The following is a 17,583-nucleotide window of genomic DNA, read 5'->3' on the forward strand; positions in this document are numbered from 1 at the left end:
CAAAAAAAGGCCGCTCACAATGATGGTGAACGGCTTTTTTTATTTGCTTAGAATGGTCTTTCAATGATTACGCTAATACTTCGATCAGCTCGCCTTTTACCATATGCGGGCTGACAAAATCGGTGACGCGCACGCTGACAATTTTACCAAGTAACTCATTCATTTTGTCTTCGTCATAAGGGAACATGACCGTACGCGTATTATCCGCTGTACCGATTAGGCAGTCAGGGTGACGATTAGCAATTTGTTCAACCAAGACGCGAGTCGTGGTGCCGACCATCTCATGCGTTTTGGCAAGCGTTGAGTCGACAATGACTTTTTGGAACTCAGCCAAACGCGCTTTTTTGGTGGTGAAGCTCACATCATCCGGCAGCTCTGCCGCTGGCGTGCCCGGACGCTTAGAGTAGATAAAGCTGTATGAGTGATCGAAGTTCAATTCTTTTGCCAAGTTCAACGTATCTTGGAAGTCTTGTTCCGTCTCGCCTGGGAAACCAATGATAAAGTCGCTCGACAAATGAATATTTGGACGAATGGCTTTCAATTTATTGATCTGATCGATATAAACATCAATGGTGTGGTTGCGCTTCATCGCCGCTAAGATTGCGTTTGAGCCACTCTGAACAGGTAGATGCAAATGCGATACCAGCTCTGGCAGCTGGGCATAAGCGTCAATGATGTCGTCGGTGAATTCAAGCGGGTGGCTGGTGGTATAACGAATACGCTCAACACCATCGACGTGCGAGACATAATGCAACAGCTCAGCGAAACGGCAAATACTGCCATCGTCTTTTTCGCCGCGATAGCCATTGACGTTCTGACCCAATAGGTTGATTTCACGGATACCTTGAGCAGCAAGGCTGTCAATCTCAGCCAAGACGTCATCAAGCGGACGCGACAATTCTTCACCGCGGGTATAAGGCACCACACAAAACGAGCAGTATTTTGAGCAGCCTTCCATGATGGAAACAAAGGCCTTATAACCTTCTACTCTTGGCTCTGGCAAAAAGTCGAATTTTTCGATGCTTGGGAAAGACACATCAATCGTGCCAATACGGTTCTTTGGCGAGATATTACGCTGCTCATTGGATTGGTCGTACAACTCTGGTAGGCGATGTAGGGTTTGTGGACCAAAAACCATATCGACATAAGGCGCGCGTTTTTGAATATTGTCGCCTTCTTGCGATGCCACGCAGCCACCAACACCAATCACAAGATCAGGGCGCTTTTCTTTAAGTTTGCGCCAGCGACCCAATTCTGAAAAGACTTTTTCTTGTGCTTTTTCACGAATAGAGCAGGTATTCATCAACAGAACGTCGGCTTCATCAATGTTGTGCGTCACTTCCATGCCGTGCGAGTCACCAAGCACATCAAGCATTTTACCAGAGTCATAAACATTCATCTGGCAACCTTGAGTCGTCACAAAGACTTTTTTGGTGGTCGTTTGCGTGACAGGCGATTGGGCTGAACTTGCTTCTTTGAGTGCAGTGGCAGCTGGCGCAGCAGCAGTTGTGTTAGCAACAGCGGCGTCATTAATGCGGGGATTAAATACAGTAACACTCATAAGGGTAAGTCCATAATTAACTAAAATATAGCGAGATGACGGATTAACAAGTGGCGTATTTTATCACAACCCTCTACCAATGTGAAAAATTAGCGTGCGCAATTGGCCATCAATGTGATTGATTAATGATAACAGTATCAATTGTTTACTGACCTTTATAACGCTTCTGGCAAAAATCGTCTCCGCTATCACTTCTATGTTACACCGCGCTATCGTATTTATTAACAAAAGGTAAAGGTGATGGTTGCAAGTGCAACGAGTATAGTATGATGAGTATCATCACCATAGCGGTATCTGGCAAATCACCGTTTACACATTGTAGAGATATAATAAAGAGAGACAATATGACGAAGTTGCACGTTGCTTATGGCATCAAGGATAGAGAATTTACCCATCAAAAGGATCGTTCAAAGCGTCTCAACGTAAGTACATTGCGTTTCAGCGCACTGAGCTTGGCAACCGCAATGAGCACACTCGGATTGTCACAGGTGGCTTGTGCAGAGCTGACATGGGGTGATGAAGAAACCTACCAACCAGAAACCAGTTATCAATCAGAAAGCTATCAGCAAAATACTGGATATCAACAAGACAATGGCGTGAGCTCATTCACAGCCGCAGCGATTGCAGCCGATCGTGGTGATGTTAATGCGCTCTATGGTTATGAACAACAAATGAGTGGTGGTTTGTTTGCCATGTATCCGACGTACTGGCGCATGAACCAAGACCTCAATTCGCAAAGCTCAGCTGCCGTTTCGCAGTTTGTGCGTCAATACCCAGATACAGTGATGGCAGAAAAACTGGTTGCTGATTTTGCCGAGACCAAAGCGGGATCCAATGACTATGCTTCGGTACGTCAAGTGGCCAATTTGATCACCAATGCTGATGCCAGTGAGCGCTGTGCTGTGGGGCTTGGGTTCAATAATGGCGGTGATACCATGCGCGCTATGGCTGCTAAGTCAGAAGTGTGGCTTACCACCAAAAAGCAGCCCGCTCTATGCGACCAGTTGGCCATGGAGATGAATAATAACGCACTGATTAGCAATCAAGATAGAGCCGCTCGTCTTAAGCGTATGCTGCGTATCGGCAAGACAGGGGACATCATGGCATTGTCATCGCGCCTTGGTACGCCAATTGCTTACTCGGCATTGAGTGAAATTCAACTGAACCCATCGTCTTATTTTAGCCGTTTTGGTCGCGAACCTGCTAGCCAAGCCAACCAGTATTTATATCTCTATGCGCTTGGGCGTTTGGCTGACAAGTCTTATCGTGAAGCCGCGATGCAATTGGATTTTGATATCAAACAAGACAATCAGCGTTCGGCCAGACTGTTGAATGATGACACGCGCCGTTATGCTTATCGCATCATTGGTGTCAAGCGTATGAATTATAATACCGATGATGGCTTTAATGTTGAGGCGGTTGATTGGTTCCGTAATAGCTTGGACGAAGACTTTAACTTTGAAGAAGCAGAAGACTACGCTCAGGCCGCGATTCGTTTTAGTCGCTGGGATGATGTGGTCGAAGCCATATCTAAAATGGATGCTGAAACGCAAAAACAAAGTCAATGGCAATATTGGCTCGCCCGTGCTTATGAGCAATCAAGCAATAGTAGCAAACGCAATACTGCCAAAAAGATGTATCAGAACATCGCAAAAGGCAATGATTACTATGGGCTAATGGCAAAAGATAAGATCGGCCAACGTTTTGATGCCAGTCGCTTGGGCGGTAATAACTTACCAAACGTCAGCCCTGCCGACCGTGCGCGTGTTATGCAAGATGCGCACTTTGCTCGTGCTTTTGCCTTGTATAATGCTGACGTTAGCCGCGCCTATGCCAATCGTGAATGGAACTGGGCGGTGAAGCAGGCACGAGACAAGCGTGATGACAACTTATTGATTGCGGCGGCTCGTCAAGCCTATGATATGGGCTGGCTTGACCGTGCAATTTATGCCATTGATAACACGAATAGCGTTGATAGCTTGGCCTTGTCTCACCCGATGCCGCATCAAGATGCAGTCGTGCGTTATAGCCAGTCTGCGGGTATTGATCCAGCATGGGCTTATGGCATCATGCGCCAAGAGAGTCGTTTTGTGACCTCAGCGCGCTCAAACGTCGGTGCTAGTGGTCTGATGCAAGTCATGCCTGACACAGCAAAATATATTGCTCGCAATTTGGGTGAAACGTATAGTGCCAGTCGCGCCAATAGTGGTGACACCAACATCCGTTATGGTACGTGGTATATGGGTGATATTTTTGGTAAGTTGAGCCGTCAACCTGTATTGGCGACGGCAGGCTATAATGCAGGACCCAATAATGCCAAGCGCTGGCAGCCTGAGTATGGCTCATTGGCTGCGGATCAATACGTTGAGACGATTGCGTTCCCTGAAACTCGCAATTACGTAAAGCATGTGATGGAGAATGCCACTATTTATAGCAGTCTCTTGGGTAATGGTCAGCCCATTAGTCAGCGCATGGGTACGGTGCCTGCTTCGTATTAACACGCTCATACCTTGTTAAAGTAGCTTTGTATCAATCAAAAAATCCATCAACGAGCGTTCGTTGATGGATTCTTTATGTGTACACATAAACGTTTAATATGCGCTGATAAATAGGATACTGGACTTGATGGAACAGTTTAAATAATTTATACCTTCTCCCATATTTAGCGACTGTTTACGTTTCTGCTATAGAATAAAAAAAACGGTTTGTTACCATTGCATCAATCTATACCCATAAAAGGGTAGCCGTATTTTTTGTTAGCTATAAGCTTGGTGTATATGCATTGATAGTGTAGATGCTATGACCTAAGCGATAGTCTTTGTCTTATCATTGCTAGATGCCTTCAGCCCTTATGATCAAAAAATATTTTAATCTGTGCACAGTATCAAAAATCGGTCTTCGTTCATCTACTCAGATGCAGGCACATTCGCCAATAGATAAGACAAAAAACCAAGACCAGCTGATAGCGCAATCTACCTTTGAACGCATCAGTCAATATCATAAGCAGGTGATAAATAAGCGGATACTTGGCAACCTTCAGACGACGGCAAGTATTGGCGTATTTTTTATACTACAAGGTATGATGCTTCTGCCAGCACAAGCGGCTAGCGCAGTAAAAACAGGACAGCGTGTGTTGATGATTGAAATGACGCCCGCCCTTTGTAGTATTCAGCCGACACGCGCTCGCATGCGTCAGTGTCTTGAAGGATATTCACTCAATGTGTCCGGTCTAGATATGGGTTATGGAGAGCGTTGCGGGCGGGGTAGTGAGCCTCGTCTGACGCCATTACAGTTAAAAGTAGTCAATCGTGTGATGCCTGATACCACCGTACGCAGCCAAGCATGGCAACGTTATGGTGTTTGTAGTCCACTTAGTGCCAGCAGTTATTTTCGCCAAATAACCAACTATGCAGGTGCGCTAAAACTGCCTTCTGAGTTGAACACTGGCAACAGTTATACCGTTTCTAAATCGCGCTTTATCAGTCAAATGACTCGCCTCAATAGTGGTATGTCCGCTGCTAGCATTGACTTGATTTGCCAGGCAGGTAGTCGCCGCCAGTTAACCTTGACCGATATTCATGTTTGCTACGATGGCAATGACTTTGGTACGTGTCAAAATGTGGTGGACAACTGCGGTAGCAAGTTTGTTATTTCAGGTGGCAAATAGTTTTATCAATGTGATTATAATCTTGCCATTCTCAATATTTTTTTGACTGTCTTCTCTTATGTTTCTTGGTATATATCCGAATTTTGTAGTCAATTCTAAATAAAAAAGCACAATAATAATGGACTGCCAATGATATATTTTTGTAGTCTCTGTCTGCGAAGGCATAGTAAACAAGAAAACATGATGCTGGTAGCACTGTATTTACTTTATATTGGATTGACTATATATCAAGCAACATTACCCTCATAAAGGGCTTTTTCTACTCTTCTTTCTAGCCCTTTGGCGCCAACTCTTTGATTGATATCATATTCTTCTCGTATATATTGTAACAATATAATCAGTGGTAGGTCTCTGATTGTCTCTAGACGATTTGCTGAACGAAGTGCTACACTAGCTCTCGGTTTATGGCTGCCACTATGCAGCAAACAAGTCGATGTCTAAAGTGATAATCGCACATTCTATAATCATAATTAGGGAGTATTCCATGTCAATGAAACAGCCTTTACGTGTTGCCGTCACTGGTGCCGCTGGTAATATCAGCTACGCGATGCTATTTCGTATTGCATCTGGCGAGATGCTAGGTAAAGATCAGCCAGTTATTTTGCAATTGCTTGAAATCACACCAGCTCTTGACGCCCTAAAGGGTGTGGTTATGGAATTGGAAGATTGTGCTTTCCCATTGTTGGCAGGTGTTGTTCAAACTGATGATGCGACTGTTGCATTCAAAGATATCGATTATGCATTGCTTGTTGGCGCACGTCCTCGTGGCCCAGGTATGGAGCGTAAAGATTTGCTAGAAGCCAACGCTGCAATCTTCTCAGCTCAAGGTAAAGCATTGAATGATGTGGCAAGCCGCGACGTAAAAGTATTGGTGGTGGGTAACCCTGCAAACACCAACGCATTAATCGCTCAGCGCAATGCACCAGATCTTGATCCACGTAATTTCACGGCAATGACTCGCTTGGATCATAACCGTGCAATGGCTCAATTGGCTGAAAAAACCGACAGCACTGTCAACGATGTTAAAAAAATGACAATCTGGGGCAACCACTCATCTACTCAGTATCCAGACTTAACTGCTTGTACGGTTAACGGAAAGCCTGCACTGGATCTAGTGGATCGCGACTGGTACGAAAACACTTATATCCCAGACGTACAACAGCGCGGTGCAGCAATTATTAAAGCCCGTGGTGCGTCATCTGCCGCTTCTGCTGCTAACGCTGCTATCGCACATATGCGTACGTGGGCACTAGGTACTGATGAAAATGATTGGGTATCTATGGGCGTTTACTCAAACGGCGAATATGGTATCGCGGAAGGTTTGATTTATTCATTCCCTTGCACTTGTAGCAATGGTGATTGGTCTATCGTAGATGGCGTTGATGTGTCATCAGATTTCTCAAAAGAGAAAATGAAAGCCACTGAGCAAGAGCTTAGCGAAGAGCGTGATGCCGTAGCACACCTACTTCCATAAGTAGATAACGCGTAACAAATATAAAAAGCCCTCTGACATCTGAGGGCTTTTTTACGTTTGTTTGATGCACAGCGACTGATATTTTCAGGGCTATAAAGATTTTTGTATTGAACACAATTGATAACCTTAAATGAACGTTGGTTAACAGCTTTTAAGACAAAGCTTGCTACAATCAATGAGGTCATTTTAATAATAAGCACTGTTAACCCTGTGCCATCTAAGGAGAAAGATATGTTGGGTGAACCTGAATATAGTATGAACGAATTGTTTGCACAATTAGGATTGGAAAGCTCTGACGAGGCTATTGATAGCTTTATCGAAAAAAACCAATTAGCAAAAGAAGAAGAATTGATAGAGTCGACCATTTGGAATGACAATCAACGCGCTTTTTTAAAGGAAGAGTGGAATAAAGATGCTGCATGGGTAGAGACTATCGATGAGTTGAACGTACGTATGCACCCAGACGTCTAAAACCAATCGATCAGTCAGTTATTAAAAAACCCACACGCTATCTAAGCGGTGGGTTTTTTAATGGATATAAGATAAATGCTTATTATAAATTGGTTCAAGAGTTATTTAAGCAGCGTTATTGCTGTGAGCGCCATTTAAGTAAATCGACCACATCTTGCTGGATACCCGCTTTGAGTGCATCGAGGCCATCATAGTGGCGCTCGCCATGTAAATAATGGAGGAAGCGTACCTGCAAAGTCAAGCCATATAAGTCTGCTTGTAACTCTGGGAAATGCACTTCAAGACGCCAGTTAAGCGCTTTGTCGACAGAAGGTCTGGTACCAATATTGGCGGTACCAAATAAGCTGTTTGGGCGTAATCCAGCAACGCCTGTTTTACCGGTATCCGCTGATATGATTAAGCCATCAGGAATTACTTGTCCTTTGTCATCAAGGCTGACAACATCGACAGCAAAGATACCATGCAAAGCAGGTTTTATACGGTCAAGCTCAATATTGGCAGTAGGGAAGTTCATGGTACGACCTATTTTATCGCCACCAACGACCAGTCCTGTAATGCTATATTCGCGCCCCAACAAGGCATTGGCCGCCTTTAAATCACCTGCCAACAACAGATCACGAACACGAGTAGAGCTAATACGCGCCGCTTTGCCATCGACATCCGTGATCGTATGTAAGTTAGTCACATGCAAGCCATAATCGCGTAAAAACTGGCTGTCACCTGTTCGATCATGACCGAAGCGAAAATCATCGCCCAATACCAGTGCTTTAACGTTCAAACGCAGTGCCAAAATATCGGCAAACGCTTGCGCGGATAGCGAGCGAAAGTCAGTATCAAAGCCTGCTACGATTAAGGTTTCTACCCCGTATTCTGCGAGCAATGCTTGCTTTTCTGCAAGGCTGGTTAGGCGGGCAGGTGCTGTGTGCGGGGCAAAAAATTCGCGCGGTTGTGGCTCAAATATCATGACTGCTGCGCCAAGATTTTGCGCATCGGCAATGTCACGAATTTGGTTTAGCATCGCTTGGTGACCAAGATGAACACCATCGAAGTTGCCGATAGTAAGTACGCAGGGCGCAAGGTCTACTGGGCTAGTATTTGCAGGCAAAACACTTGGCGACGCAATCAGTTGCTCAAGAAAATAGGTGTTCATAAATTTTCAGCTATGATAGATAAGACCAGATAAAAAACACAATCAGACCAAGTAATACAACCGGACTAAGTATTGATGTGTCTAAAGCCAGCCATTATAAAGTAAAATGACCATACTAACATCCCATAGTCTATTTACCAGATAAGTATGAGAATATCACTCTCATGGTCTCAAAATAATGAGTCGCTCTTGTGATGACTGTGAGGATAAATTAGCCGTATTTAGTAAGTAATGATAAATAATGCCATTCATTCTGGAGATATTATGTCCAATGTTGCTTTGAGCACTCAACCTTCTAAATTATCAATGGATAAGCCAAACGAGCCTTTTGTCGTCCAGCGCGCAAGTAAAGACGATTTAGCAGAAATCTTAGCTGTCTATAATCAAAGTATTGCTGGCAAACAAGCCACCGCTAATCTTGAACCAGTGACTTGTGAAGAGCGTATGCAGTGGTTTGAAGAGCATTTAAACAGTGCAACGCGTCCTATTTATATCGTTAGAGCTGAGACAAAAGACAGTGATAACATAGGCTCCAAAACACTATCACCCATCGTTGCTTGGGGAAGTTTTAGCGATCTTTATGCTCGTACGGCTTATCATATCAGCACCGAAATCAGTATTTACTTAAATAAAGCAAATCATGGTCAAGGGCTGGGTAGTGCGTTGACAAGTTGGATGCTCACACAAGCGCCAAGCCTTGGTATTCATAATGTTGTTGCCTTGATATTTGCTCATAATCAACCAAGCTTAGGACTGTTTCGAAAACTTGGTTTTGAGCAATGGGGATACATGCCAAAGGTTTGCGACATGCAAGGCTTCATCGCCGATGTGGTTATGCTTGGCAAGGCCGTAGAGTCAATTACGGAAACCGCAAACACTGTTATGCTAGATACAGCAGTGCCAGAAGCTATAACTTCAGCGAATACAATTTTAGATACGGTGACAGTCGCTAAGGCAATGTCAGACACAAATAGCGAAACCATTTAGCCCAAAATCTTCCACTGACCATCAATTTTTTGTAACTCATAAGTTAAGGGGGCAGGTTCACTTTGTCCCTTTAGCATCAGCTCACCTACGATGGTGGCACGAGTCTTATCTTCATTATAAGTAGTATCAGTAATGGTAACCCCCTCGACTGTTTGCTCAAAAGCCGATTGGGTCTTGGCAAGCTCTTCTTCAAAGTTTGCCATATCTACTTTGTAGTATCCTGCAGATTTCTTTATATCACCTTGATACAAGCTGTCTAGTGCTTGCTTGACGGTATCCTCTGGTGTACCCGTTTGAGTCGGATTGGTGACCAAACTTTTTTGCTTATTAGTAGCGGTCAACGGCTGAGTACCCTCAGACATAGTTTGCTCTGTCGCGTTATTGGCGACTGACTCACTGTCTGCCGTACCCTTACCAATCTCATCCGTTTGGGTAGTACTTGCTTCTGAGGTATCAGTAGATGAAGCGTCATCGGCAGCGCTCACTGCACCTGACTTGTCTGTTTCAGCATTGTCGTTATTGCTACAACCACTTAGAAGTAATCCAGTGCTTAAAATGCCAGTCGCACATAGCATTGGCAGTCGTTGTAAAGCAAATGGTTTCATTGTCATATCGAACCTCAAATGTTAGTTATACATCAATACTCGATTATGACAATTATTTACCTGATAAGGTGTCAATTCTCATACTAAGCTTGTTTTGGTTTCGTAATTTAGTTGATCTATTCGCTATTAGCCGTGTTTGAGATGGCGCGGACGGAAACCTGTCGATAACAATACCACCCCATAAACCAGCGCACCCACCGCACACATTATGATGAGCGCTGCGATACGTCGCCATTGGGCATCATCAGTTGGAAAGAAGGGCAGCATGACATAGAGTACAGCGACCATGGCACTCGTTGAGATGGCAAACTGCGTAAATAGTTTTTTCCAATGAGGACCGAAGCGAAAGATTCCGCGTTTGTGCAAGAAGTAATACAGTAAGCCTGCGTTGACAAACGACGCCCCTGTGGTTGCCAATGCCAAACCGCCATGTAAAGGCATCTCTAAAAAGTAAAAAATACCGATAAAGATGACACTAAAAATCATATTGGCAAAAACAGAGATGATGCCGATTTTGACAGGCGTTCTGGTATCTTGACGCGCAAAAAAGGCAGGCGCAAAGATTTTTATCAGCATAAATCCTAGAATGCCACCTGCCATACTGCGTAATGCCAATGAACTCATTTGTGCATCACGTAAAGTAAACTCACCCCGCAAGAATAAGGCTTGCATCAGCACATCTGATAGGATAAATAGCGCCGCCGAGGCAGGCACACCCACCAATATGATTAAGCGCGCCGCCCAATCAATGGTTTTCTTAAAGCTGACATCGTCTTTTTGAGCCTCACTTTTGGACAGACTTGGCAAAATAACGGTACCAATGGCCACACCAATCAAACCCAATGGTAACTCACTCATGCGCTCAGCTGCATAGAGCCAAGAAACCGAGCCGCCAATCATCAATGACGCAAAAATCGTATTTAGCATTAAATTGATTTGAGTGACAGAGACACCAAAGATAGCAGGCAGCATAAGCTTTAGGATACGGCGAACGCCTTCATGCTGAAAATCCACCTTTGGCGCAACCAGCAGTTTTTGTTGCCATAGCTGCGGTAGTTGGATCAATAGTTGGAGCAAACCTGCAATAGCCACAGCATAGCCAAGCGCCATAATGGGGATATCAAACATAGGGGCGAAAATGAGCGCGCCACCAATCATACATAAGTTCAATAGCACAGGCGCAAACGCTGGAGCGGCAAAACGCCCATAGCTTTGCAAGATACCGCTTGCAAACGCGGTCATAGAAATAAATAGTAAGTAAGGAAAGGTTAAGCGTAGCAATTCAGCGGTAATAGCGAACTTATCAGGCTGGTCGGCAAAGCCTGGGGCAAACAAAGTCACCACCCAAGGCGCGATCAGAATGACCACCACAGTCAGCATGGAGAGAATCAGTAGCAGCGCACCCGACGTACGACTGACCAAAATCTGTACCTGCTGTAAGTTGTATTTTTCTTTATATTCTGAGAGGACAGGAACGAAAGCTTGGCTAAAAGCGCCTTCTGCAAACAGACGTCGCAAAAAATTGGGTATCTTGAAGGCAACCAAAAAGGCATCCATCAGACCACCCGCGCCAAAGACACCTAGCAATACGACATCGCGTACCAGACCTAAAATACGAGACAGCATGGTCATGCTACTGACCACCATGGTTGAACGAAATAACCGACTTTTTGCCATGAGAACCTATCTTGCTAAGTTGTGTACAGGGTTGTGTAAGAGGGGATGTGCTGAGTTGCTGTGTAAAAAAACTGACGAATTATAGCATTTTCACAATCGAGATAAATGGATTGGGTGTGGAAATGATTAACGCCCAGTTTGGGATTTATTCATTCGAGTTTTTGGCTATCAAATCACGCAGCCGTGTCCATTCAAAATAATCACCAGGATCTGTTTTGCGTCCTGGTGCGATATCGCTATGACCGGTCAGGTGTCGCCGTGTTTTAGGGTAGGCTTGATATATCGCCAAAATAATCTGGGCAAGCATCTCATATTGTGCATTGGTAAAGGACACAAAATCTGACCCTTCAAGTTCAATACCGATGCTATAATTATTACATTCAGGTCGACCAAGATAGCTTGATCTACCCGCATGCCATGCTCGTTCTTCAAAGCTTACAAACTGAGTGATTGTCCCATCACGCTCAATAAATAGATGAGCCGATACTTCTGCGCCTTGAATGGTTTGAAAATAAGGGTGAGCGGTCCAGTCTAATTGATTGGTAAACAAAGCCTTGACGTAATGCATGCCGTTGGCATCGCACGCCCCAAACTCATTGGGCGGCAAACTGATATTATGAATAACAATGGTATCAATGCTCATCTCTGCTGGTCTGTTGTTGTGGTTCGGTGAGGCAAGCCAAGTGGCCGCTGATAATCGACCAGCGCTAATTGTCATTGGTGATGTTAAGGACATAACGTTCTCTTTTAATAAGTAGTAAAAAAATACCGTATTGATGCTTTTATTTGATGGAGTTGGATAAGAGGCTCAGCAGGATCTAGCGGTTAAAATGGTCAAGCTTGAAGCGGTTTGCAAAATAGCTATATTAGTGATTTGTTCAAGCAAGCCATTCAAAAAACACAGTTATCCAACCCCCTAATTGCGCAAGCAGCGTGTGAATCATAACGTGCGAGGTTTTACCCCATGTCTATAAAACCTATCTCTTCGTCGGTAAATTGTACCTTAACCAAAATTGGTCAGCGAGCACGTTTGCCAGTTGCTATCGCAGGGATTTTGCTTTCTGCCCAATCGCAAGCTTTTTTACCGACGCCGTTATCAATAGTGACCACAGGGGAGCTGGCGGACAACTCTACCTCAGAGTCAGTAACCGCACCGCAAAAAAATGTAATGGCTGCAACGGCTATGGCTCCGTTGTCTAGCAACGTTCAGACAGACGCTCAAAAGTCACTCACTAGCGCAGCAGAATCATTGTTAACTATGTGGCGTGCGCAGGTGAAAACAGACAATCTGGAACAGCATACAACATGGCGACGTTTATTGTATTTTTATGATGATCAAAATCGTGCGCTTGCCAAAAAGAAAACAGAGAGCTTGATTGATGACCCAAGCTTCTTTTTAAGTGCGCGTGGTCAGCAAGATTCAGGGGCAGAATTAGATGCCATGCTGGTCGCGCTTGCACAAGAATTGACCCTGTCTTCTACTATTAATATTAATGAGAAGCAAGCTAACACCCAAGCCAACCGCTCCATCTCGTGTCGTTTTCCCGCACGAGTCGCTTGGTTAAAAAATGTATTAGCCATTGATGAAGCAAGCTTACCGGCTAAATGTCCAGAGCTGGACGAATGGACACAGAAACTTGCCCCCCAGCAGCTGTCGATTATGTTTGCGCAAGAGTATTTGGACAATCCCACCTCAGCTTTTGCTCATACCTTACTGCGTATTGATTCAAAAGAAAGTGTGGCTGATCCAAGTCAAATCCATCATGCTTATGCGCTCAATTATACGGTGGGCGGCAACCCAGCAGACAGTTTTCCAGTATATGCAGTAAAATCTATGATCGGCGGCTATGACAGTATCATCGAAATAGATCCTTATCCTGAAAGATTTTCCAAATATATACAAGATGACGAGCGTGATGCTTGGACATATCAGTTAAACCTGACACCAAGTGAGGTGCAGCAAATCATCAGGCATGTTTGGGAAACCAAAGATTTGGAGCTGCCATATTATTTCGCTACCGATAATTGTGCGTCTGAGATTTTACGTCTTATCGATGTGGTACGACCGCAGCAACATTTATTGAGTCAACTGCCTTATGTGGTCGTTCCATCAGATGTGGTGCAATTATTAAATAAAGAAAGTCTACTCGGCAGTACCAATTATACCCCTGCCGATAGCACGTTACGTCAAGCCCAGCTCAATGAAGTTAAGCACCAGCGTGATCAACTGGGTTATCACAATAGTGCAAAACAAACGCTCAATGAGATTAAATCAGCTCAGCTCAATCCAGTGTCAAGTATGTCCGGTGATCAGCAGACATTGCTACCGCGTTCCATTGCAGTATCGGACAACAACCCAATAGACAGACATCCGTTGCAACTTGGTTATGTGGGTATGGGGCAACGCGGTGATAATAACTATATCGATATTGGTGTGCGGGCAGGCTATCATGATAGCCTCGATCGTCCATCAGGTTTTCCGCAGTTTTTTGATTTAGAAGGCGCTGCTGCCACCTTGCGCTTATACGATCAAGACGACAACGCGTCAAATCGTAACGCCCAGCCAAATAGTGTCGTCTTACAGAACCTTACTCTGATTCGAGGCCGTTCTTTTAATCCTATCAATTCTGCTAAGAAAGGTAAGACATGGGGCGCTGCGATAGAGGCGACACGTGTCAACGATGGCTCACAAGAAGATGGCACAGATCATTTGGTGGCGAGTGTGGGTTATGAGTCCGGTTGGTCTTGGGCATTTGGTACACCAAAAGCAAATACAGGTGAGATGCCACCGCAGCTTTGCTATACCTTCTTATCAGGAACCGCGCAAACAGGGCGAGGTCTTAATAACGGCTTTCGCGTTGGTACAGGTATCAATGCTGGATGCCGCTACCAGATTAACAATCAGTTACGTGCGCAGGCTGAATTGCAACTGCCATATTGGTATCATGGCAGCAGCGATGAAGCTGACGTTCGTGGTCATTACTGGCAACCGATATCGACGTTGGGCTTACAGTACGATATTGATAAAAAGCAAGCATTACGTCTGAATGCCAACTATGAATGGCAAGATCGCGTCGCTGCCAATGACGATGTACAACTCTCGTATATACGATACTTTTAGACAGTCAGCTTTTATAGCCGATACTACATAAAGTTGATACACGATATTATGACGCGAGACTGGTACAAATTTTTCTTGCTTGCTATGCCTGCGCAGACAGGGGCTACAAAAAAATTATCCCAGTCTCGCTGATTCTCTTCTACGTGGATTTGACTATAGATATTTGGCAAAGATAAGGACGCGTTATGAGCACTCAAAACTTTCTGATTATTGGTCAAGGTGACATTGGCTTACCAGTGACCAATGAACTGGCTAAAAATAATGAATGCGTCACTGGGCTGGCACGTGGTGAGCGTCATCAGTATGATTTGAGCGATAAAGCAATGTTCATACAAGCCAACGCAGCAACGCTTACGGCTGAGCAATTACAAGGTTTTACGCATATTGCGATTATTGTGACGCCTGATGAGTACTCTACCAGTGGCTATCACAAGAGCTATTTGGCTATCAATCAGCATTTAGCACAACTTAGCGAGACACTTACTGAGCTTGAGCGCCTTGTTTTTATCTCGTCAACGGGCGTTTACGGACAAGATAATGGCGAATGGATTGATGAACATACAGTACCCATGACGCCTGAGCGTGACGCGTCAAAAGTTATTCTACAAGCAGAACAAGTATTGCAACAAGGTTTTGGAAATAAAGCGATTATCATTCGTCCCAGCGGTATTTATGGACGCGCGCGTCTCATGCGTTTGCGTAAGGCCAAAGAGTCACAAAAAGAGCCAGTAGCAGCAGAACACTGGAGCAATCGTATTATGGATCGTGATTTGGTCACTATTATTACCAATGTGTTGACGTGCGATGTACCAAAACCTATTTATCTCGCCACTGATTATAGGCCAGTCACGACGTTTGAGCTGACCACTTGGCTCAGCAAACAGGTGGATGAAATACCGCCTACTATCGATAAGACAAAAACAGCCGTCACAGGAAAACGCTTACACAGCAACATTCCATTAGCGTGGCTGGACTATCCTGATTGGCAAGTCGGATACTGTGATATTTTGCGTCATCAAGCATAAAGTAAGTTCGAATTTGGCATAATACGGGCGATTGACTTGCCCCGTTTTAAATTTTATTTTTAGAGAGATTTCATGACTCAGCCTTCTACGTCTGACAACCGCGTGCCTCATGCTGACTTTCTTGCAGAAGGCAGTAAGCGTGCAGAAGGTGATGCTGAGCAGTTGTATGGCTTATCCGATCATAGCTCGCCTGCGATTGTACATCCTAATTTTGATCCCGCTCAGTCACCCGTTGATCCTGCCAGACCGTTAACAGATATCCCAGAACCAACGCGCCGACTCAATGAGCAGTTACGTAGGCTTTATGGACATTCGGTACGGTTTTATCAGCCTAGTGAAGATAGCCTATCAAAGTGGGGATTGATTGCCTCAGAAGCGTTGTCTGAGCATTTATCACTATTGGAGGCTGCGCAACTTATCGCCTTGCCAGCCAGTTTTTATCAAAATCACAGTGAGCAGCCACTGTTATCGCCTCTACATGACATGACCTTGTTGGATATGTCCGACATACAGCAAGCAATTCGGTCGTATCCAAAACTACACCGTTATGGGTTTGGCTCTGCTGACAGTGGCAAAATGACTGATCCAAACAATAATAATGAAGTTAAAGGGTCTTCAGCCTCGCTGCGAGCACTGACCAAACGCTATAATCCAGATGAGCTGCTCAATAGCCTTTATGCAGATGATTGGCAAGTCATTTTACAGCCGCAAGTATTTGAGACGGGTGAGGGCAGTTTGGCGACTGACATTATGGCTTGTAGCGCTGCCGTCCATGCTTTAAAGCAATGTGGTACGCGTAAAACTATCAATGACCGTTATAGCGCCGCACAACTGTGTCAACATATACGCAGTTATGTACTTAGCCAAATCACGCTTGAACCTGCGCAGCGTCATGCGTACCGCCAAATAAGAATTTTTGCAGGACACGTTATTGTTGCGGCCTATCATTTGGGCTGGGAGATACAAGTCAGTGCGGATGGTCAATGCTATTTCAATGTGTCATCGCGCAATGGCTTATTGACTCGTTATCCCAATATGCAAGATTATGACATCAATGGTTGGTCAAGCTGATGAGTAATGCGTACAATAATGCAAATTTTTCGACCTTCTTTTTGTTAATAGGAATGCCTAATGCCTAACACTCAACACGCTTCAAACCCAGATTTTTCTTCTCATGCTTTTATTCAGCTGGCTTTAGACAATCAAGTTTTGAAATTTGGTGAATTTGTACTCAAATCTGGCCGTATCAGCCCGTACTTTTTTAATGCAGGTTTGCTTGCCACAGGTGAGATGTTGTCATTGTTGGCGCGCGGCTATGCGGATGCTTTGGCTGAGCAAATAAAAAATGAGGGTACCAACGAGCAAGAGCTGGTTATTTTTGGGGCAGCGTACAAAGGTATTCCCTTCGTGGCAGCAACGGCACAAGCACTATGGCTACATCATGGTATCAATGCCAAGTGGGGTTATAACCGTAAAGAAGCCAAAACCCATGGTGAAGGGGGTAATTTGGTCGGTGCTGATGTCAGTGGCAAAGCCGTCTGGGTGCTAGATGACGTGATTACCGCAGGCACTGCTATGCGTGAAGTGGTTGAGATTTTAGAGCAGGCAGGTGCAAGCGTTGCAGGTATTATCGTCGCACTGGATCGTAAAGAAAAAGGTCAGGCTGAGCATTCGGCGATTCAAGAACTTGCCACAACATTACAAGTGCCTGTGCGTGCTCTTGTTGATATCGATGATTTGATCAGTTATTTGGCAGACGAAAATAGCCAGCATAAAGATGCGACCCAACTTGCAAAAATGCAGCATTATCGTGAACAGTACGGCGTATAGTTTGTTGTAGAACGT

14 protein-coding genes are annotated in these 17,583 nt (G+C 44.6%); 9 read left to right on the forward strand and 5 right to left on the reverse strand.

Annotation, left to right across the window (positions count from 1 at the left end; translation table 11 throughout):
• Positions 1-67 precede the first annotated feature (67 nt).
• Positions 68-1,561: a tRNA (N6-isopentenyl adenosine(37)-C2)-methylthiotransferase MiaB gene (gene miaB / locus CZ794_RS00840; protein ID WP_087039756.1), complete on the reverse strand. Its 1,494-nt coding sequence runs from the start codon at positions 1,559-1,561 to the stop codon at positions 68-70.
• Between the two features lie 344 nt (positions 1,562-1,905).
• Here miaB and CZ794_RS00845 point away from each other — a divergent pair, with 344 nt between their 5' ends.
• From CZ794_RS00845 to CZ794_RS00860, 4 genes are all read left to right on the forward strand, one after another.
• Positions 1,906-4,059 (forward strand): lytic transglycosylase domain-containing protein, encoded by a 2,154-nt coding sequence (locus CZ794_RS00845; protein ID WP_087039757.1) that lies wholly within the window; start codon positions 1,906-1,908, stop codon positions 4,057-4,059.
• A gap of 353 nt (positions 4,060-4,412) precedes the next feature.
• Positions 4,413-5,228 carry a hypothetical protein gene (locus CZ794_RS00850; protein WP_256958805.1) on the forward strand — a complete coding sequence of 272 codons (816 nt, stop codon included), beginning with the start codon at positions 4,413-4,415 and terminating at the stop codon, positions 5,226-5,228.
• Between the two features lie 484 nt (positions 5,229-5,712).
• On the forward strand, positions 5,713-6,702 hold the full coding sequence (locus tag CZ794_RS00855) for a malate dehydrogenase (RefSeq protein ID WP_179207211.1): 990 nt from the start codon (positions 5,713-5,715) through the stop codon (positions 6,700-6,702).
• A 231-nt stretch (positions 6,703-6,933) separates the two neighbouring features.
• Positions 6,934-7,173, forward strand: a complete 240-nt coding sequence (locus CZ794_RS00860; protein WP_087039758.1) for a DUF2789 domain-containing protein — start codon at positions 6,934-6,936, stop codon at positions 7,171-7,173.
• A 115-nt stretch (positions 7,174-7,288) separates the two neighbouring features.
• On the opposite strand, the gene ribF is transcribed toward CZ794_RS00860, so the two are convergent.
• Complete coding sequence (ribF, locus tag CZ794_RS00865; protein ID WP_087039759.1) at positions 7,289-8,323, reverse strand: riboflavin biosynthesis protein RibF; 1,035 nt, start codon at positions 8,321-8,323, stop codon at positions 7,289-7,291.
• 264 nt (positions 8,324-8,587) lie between these two features.
• On the opposite strand from ribF, the gene CZ794_RS00870 reads away from it, so the two are divergent.
• The gene (locus CZ794_RS00870) at positions 8,588-9,310 is read left to right on the forward strand and encodes a GNAT family N-acetyltransferase (RefSeq protein ID WP_087039760.1); all 723 of its coding nucleotides are present in this window, start codon (positions 8,588-8,590) and stop codon (positions 9,308-9,310) included.
• Here CZ794_RS00870 and CZ794_RS00875 read toward each other — a convergent pair.
• The 3 genes from CZ794_RS00875 to ampD all read right to left on the reverse strand — a co-directional run bounded on the left by CZ794_RS00875 (position 9,307) and on the right by ampD (position 12,328).
• A complete protein-coding gene (locus tag CZ794_RS00875) occupies positions 9,307-9,921 on the reverse strand; it encodes a hypothetical protein (RefSeq protein WP_087039761.1) in 615 nt (204 codons plus the stop codon). The two genes, CZ794_RS00870 and CZ794_RS00875, sit on opposite strands and share 4 nt — an antisense overlap.
• 120 nt (positions 9,922-10,041) lie before the next feature.
• Complete coding sequence (gene murJ / locus CZ794_RS00880) at positions 10,042-11,592, reverse strand: murein biosynthesis integral membrane protein MurJ (protein ID WP_087039762.1); 1,551 nt, start codon at positions 11,590-11,592, stop codon at positions 10,042-10,044.
• Positions 11,593-11,737: 145 nt separating this feature from the next.
• Positions 11,738-12,328 carry a 1,6-anhydro-N-acetylmuramyl-L-alanine amidase AmpD gene (ampD, locus tag CZ794_RS00885; protein WP_087039763.1) on the reverse strand — a complete coding sequence of 197 codons (591 nt, stop codon included), beginning with the start codon at positions 12,326-12,328 and terminating at the stop codon, positions 11,738-11,740.
• 228 nt (positions 12,329-12,556) lie between these two features.
• Here ampD and CZ794_RS00890 point away from each other — a divergent pair, with 228 nt between their 5' ends.
• From CZ794_RS00890 to pyrE, 4 genes are all read left to right on the forward strand, one after another.
• Complete coding sequence (locus tag CZ794_RS00890) at positions 12,557-14,713, forward strand: DUF4105 domain-containing protein (protein ID WP_087039764.1); 2,157 nt, start codon at positions 12,557-12,559, stop codon at positions 14,711-14,713.
• 185 nt (positions 14,714-14,898) lie between these two features.
• Entirely contained in the window at positions 14,899-15,738 is an 840-nt protein-coding gene (locus CZ794_RS00895; protein ID WP_087039765.1) for an SDR family oxidoreductase, read from the forward strand.
• A 72-nt stretch (positions 15,739-15,810) separates the two neighbouring features.
• On the forward strand, positions 15,811-16,809 hold the full coding sequence (locus tag CZ794_RS00900) for a hypothetical protein (protein WP_087039766.1): 999 nt from the start codon (positions 15,811-15,813) through the stop codon (positions 16,807-16,809).
• 60 nt (positions 16,810-16,869) lie between these two features.
• Positions 16,870-17,568, forward strand: a complete 699-nt coding sequence (pyrE, locus tag CZ794_RS00905) for an orotate phosphoribosyltransferase (RefSeq protein ID WP_087039767.1) — start codon at positions 16,870-16,872, stop codon at positions 17,566-17,568.
• Positions 17,569-17,583: the final 15 nt, after the last annotated feature.

It is taken from the genome of Psychrobacter sp. JB385, assembly GCF_900163785.1.
Classification (GTDB): domain Bacteria; phylum Pseudomonadota; class Gammaproteobacteria; order Pseudomonadales; family Moraxellaceae; genus Psychrobacter.

Bases quoted from the DNA above. Each gene is read 5' to 3' on its own strand.
- CZ794_RS00870 (WP_087039760.1), top strand. From the start codon at position 8,588: ATGTCCAATGTTGCTTTGAGCACTCAACCTTCTAAATTATCAATGGAT.
- CZ794_RS00860 (WP_087039758.1), top strand. From the start codon at position 6,934: ATGTTGGGTGAACCTGAATATAGTATGAACGAATTGTTTGCACAATTA.
- murJ (WP_087039762.1), bottom strand. From the start codon at position 11,592: ATGGCAAAAAGTCGGTTATTTCGTTCAACCATGGTGGTCAGTAGCATG.
- CZ794_RS00890 (WP_087039764.1), top strand. From the start codon at position 12,557: ATGTCTATAAAACCTATCTCTTCGTCGGTAAATTGTACCTTAACCAAA.
- miaB (WP_087039756.1), bottom strand. From the start codon at position 1,561: ATGAGTGTTACTGTATTTAATCCCCGCATTAATGACGCCGCTGTTGCT.
- CZ794_RS00845 (WP_087039757.1), top strand. From the start codon at position 1,906: ATGACGAAGTTGCACGTTGCTTATGGCATCAAGGATAGAGAATTTACC.
- CZ794_RS00875 (WP_087039761.1), bottom strand. From the start codon at position 9,921: ATGACAATGAAACCATTTGCTTTACAACGACTGCCAATGCTATGTGCG.
- CZ794_RS00855 (WP_179207211.1), top strand. From the start codon at position 5,713: ATGTCAATGAAACAGCCTTTACGTGTTGCCGTCACTGGTGCCGCTGGT.
- CZ794_RS00895 (WP_087039765.1), top strand. From the start codon at position 14,899: ATGAGCACTCAAAACTTTCTGATTATTGGTCAAGGTGACATTGGCTTA.
- ribF (WP_087039759.1), bottom strand. From the start codon at position 8,323: ATGAACACCTATTTTCTTGAGCAACTGATTGCGTCGCCAAGTGTTTTG.
- ampD (WP_087039763.1), bottom strand. From the start codon at position 12,328: ATGTCCTTAACATCACCAATGACAATTAGCGCTGGTCGATTATCAGCG.
- CZ794_RS00900 (WP_087039766.1), top strand. From the start codon at position 15,811: ATGACTCAGCCTTCTACGTCTGACAACCGCGTGCCTCATGCTGACTTT.
- pyrE (WP_087039767.1), top strand. From the start codon at position 16,870: ATGCCTAACACTCAACACGCTTCAAACCCAGATTTTTCTTCTCATGCT.
- CZ794_RS00850 (WP_256958805.1), top strand. From the start codon at position 4,413: ATGATCAAAAAATATTTTAATCTGTGCACAGTATCAAAAATCGGTCTT.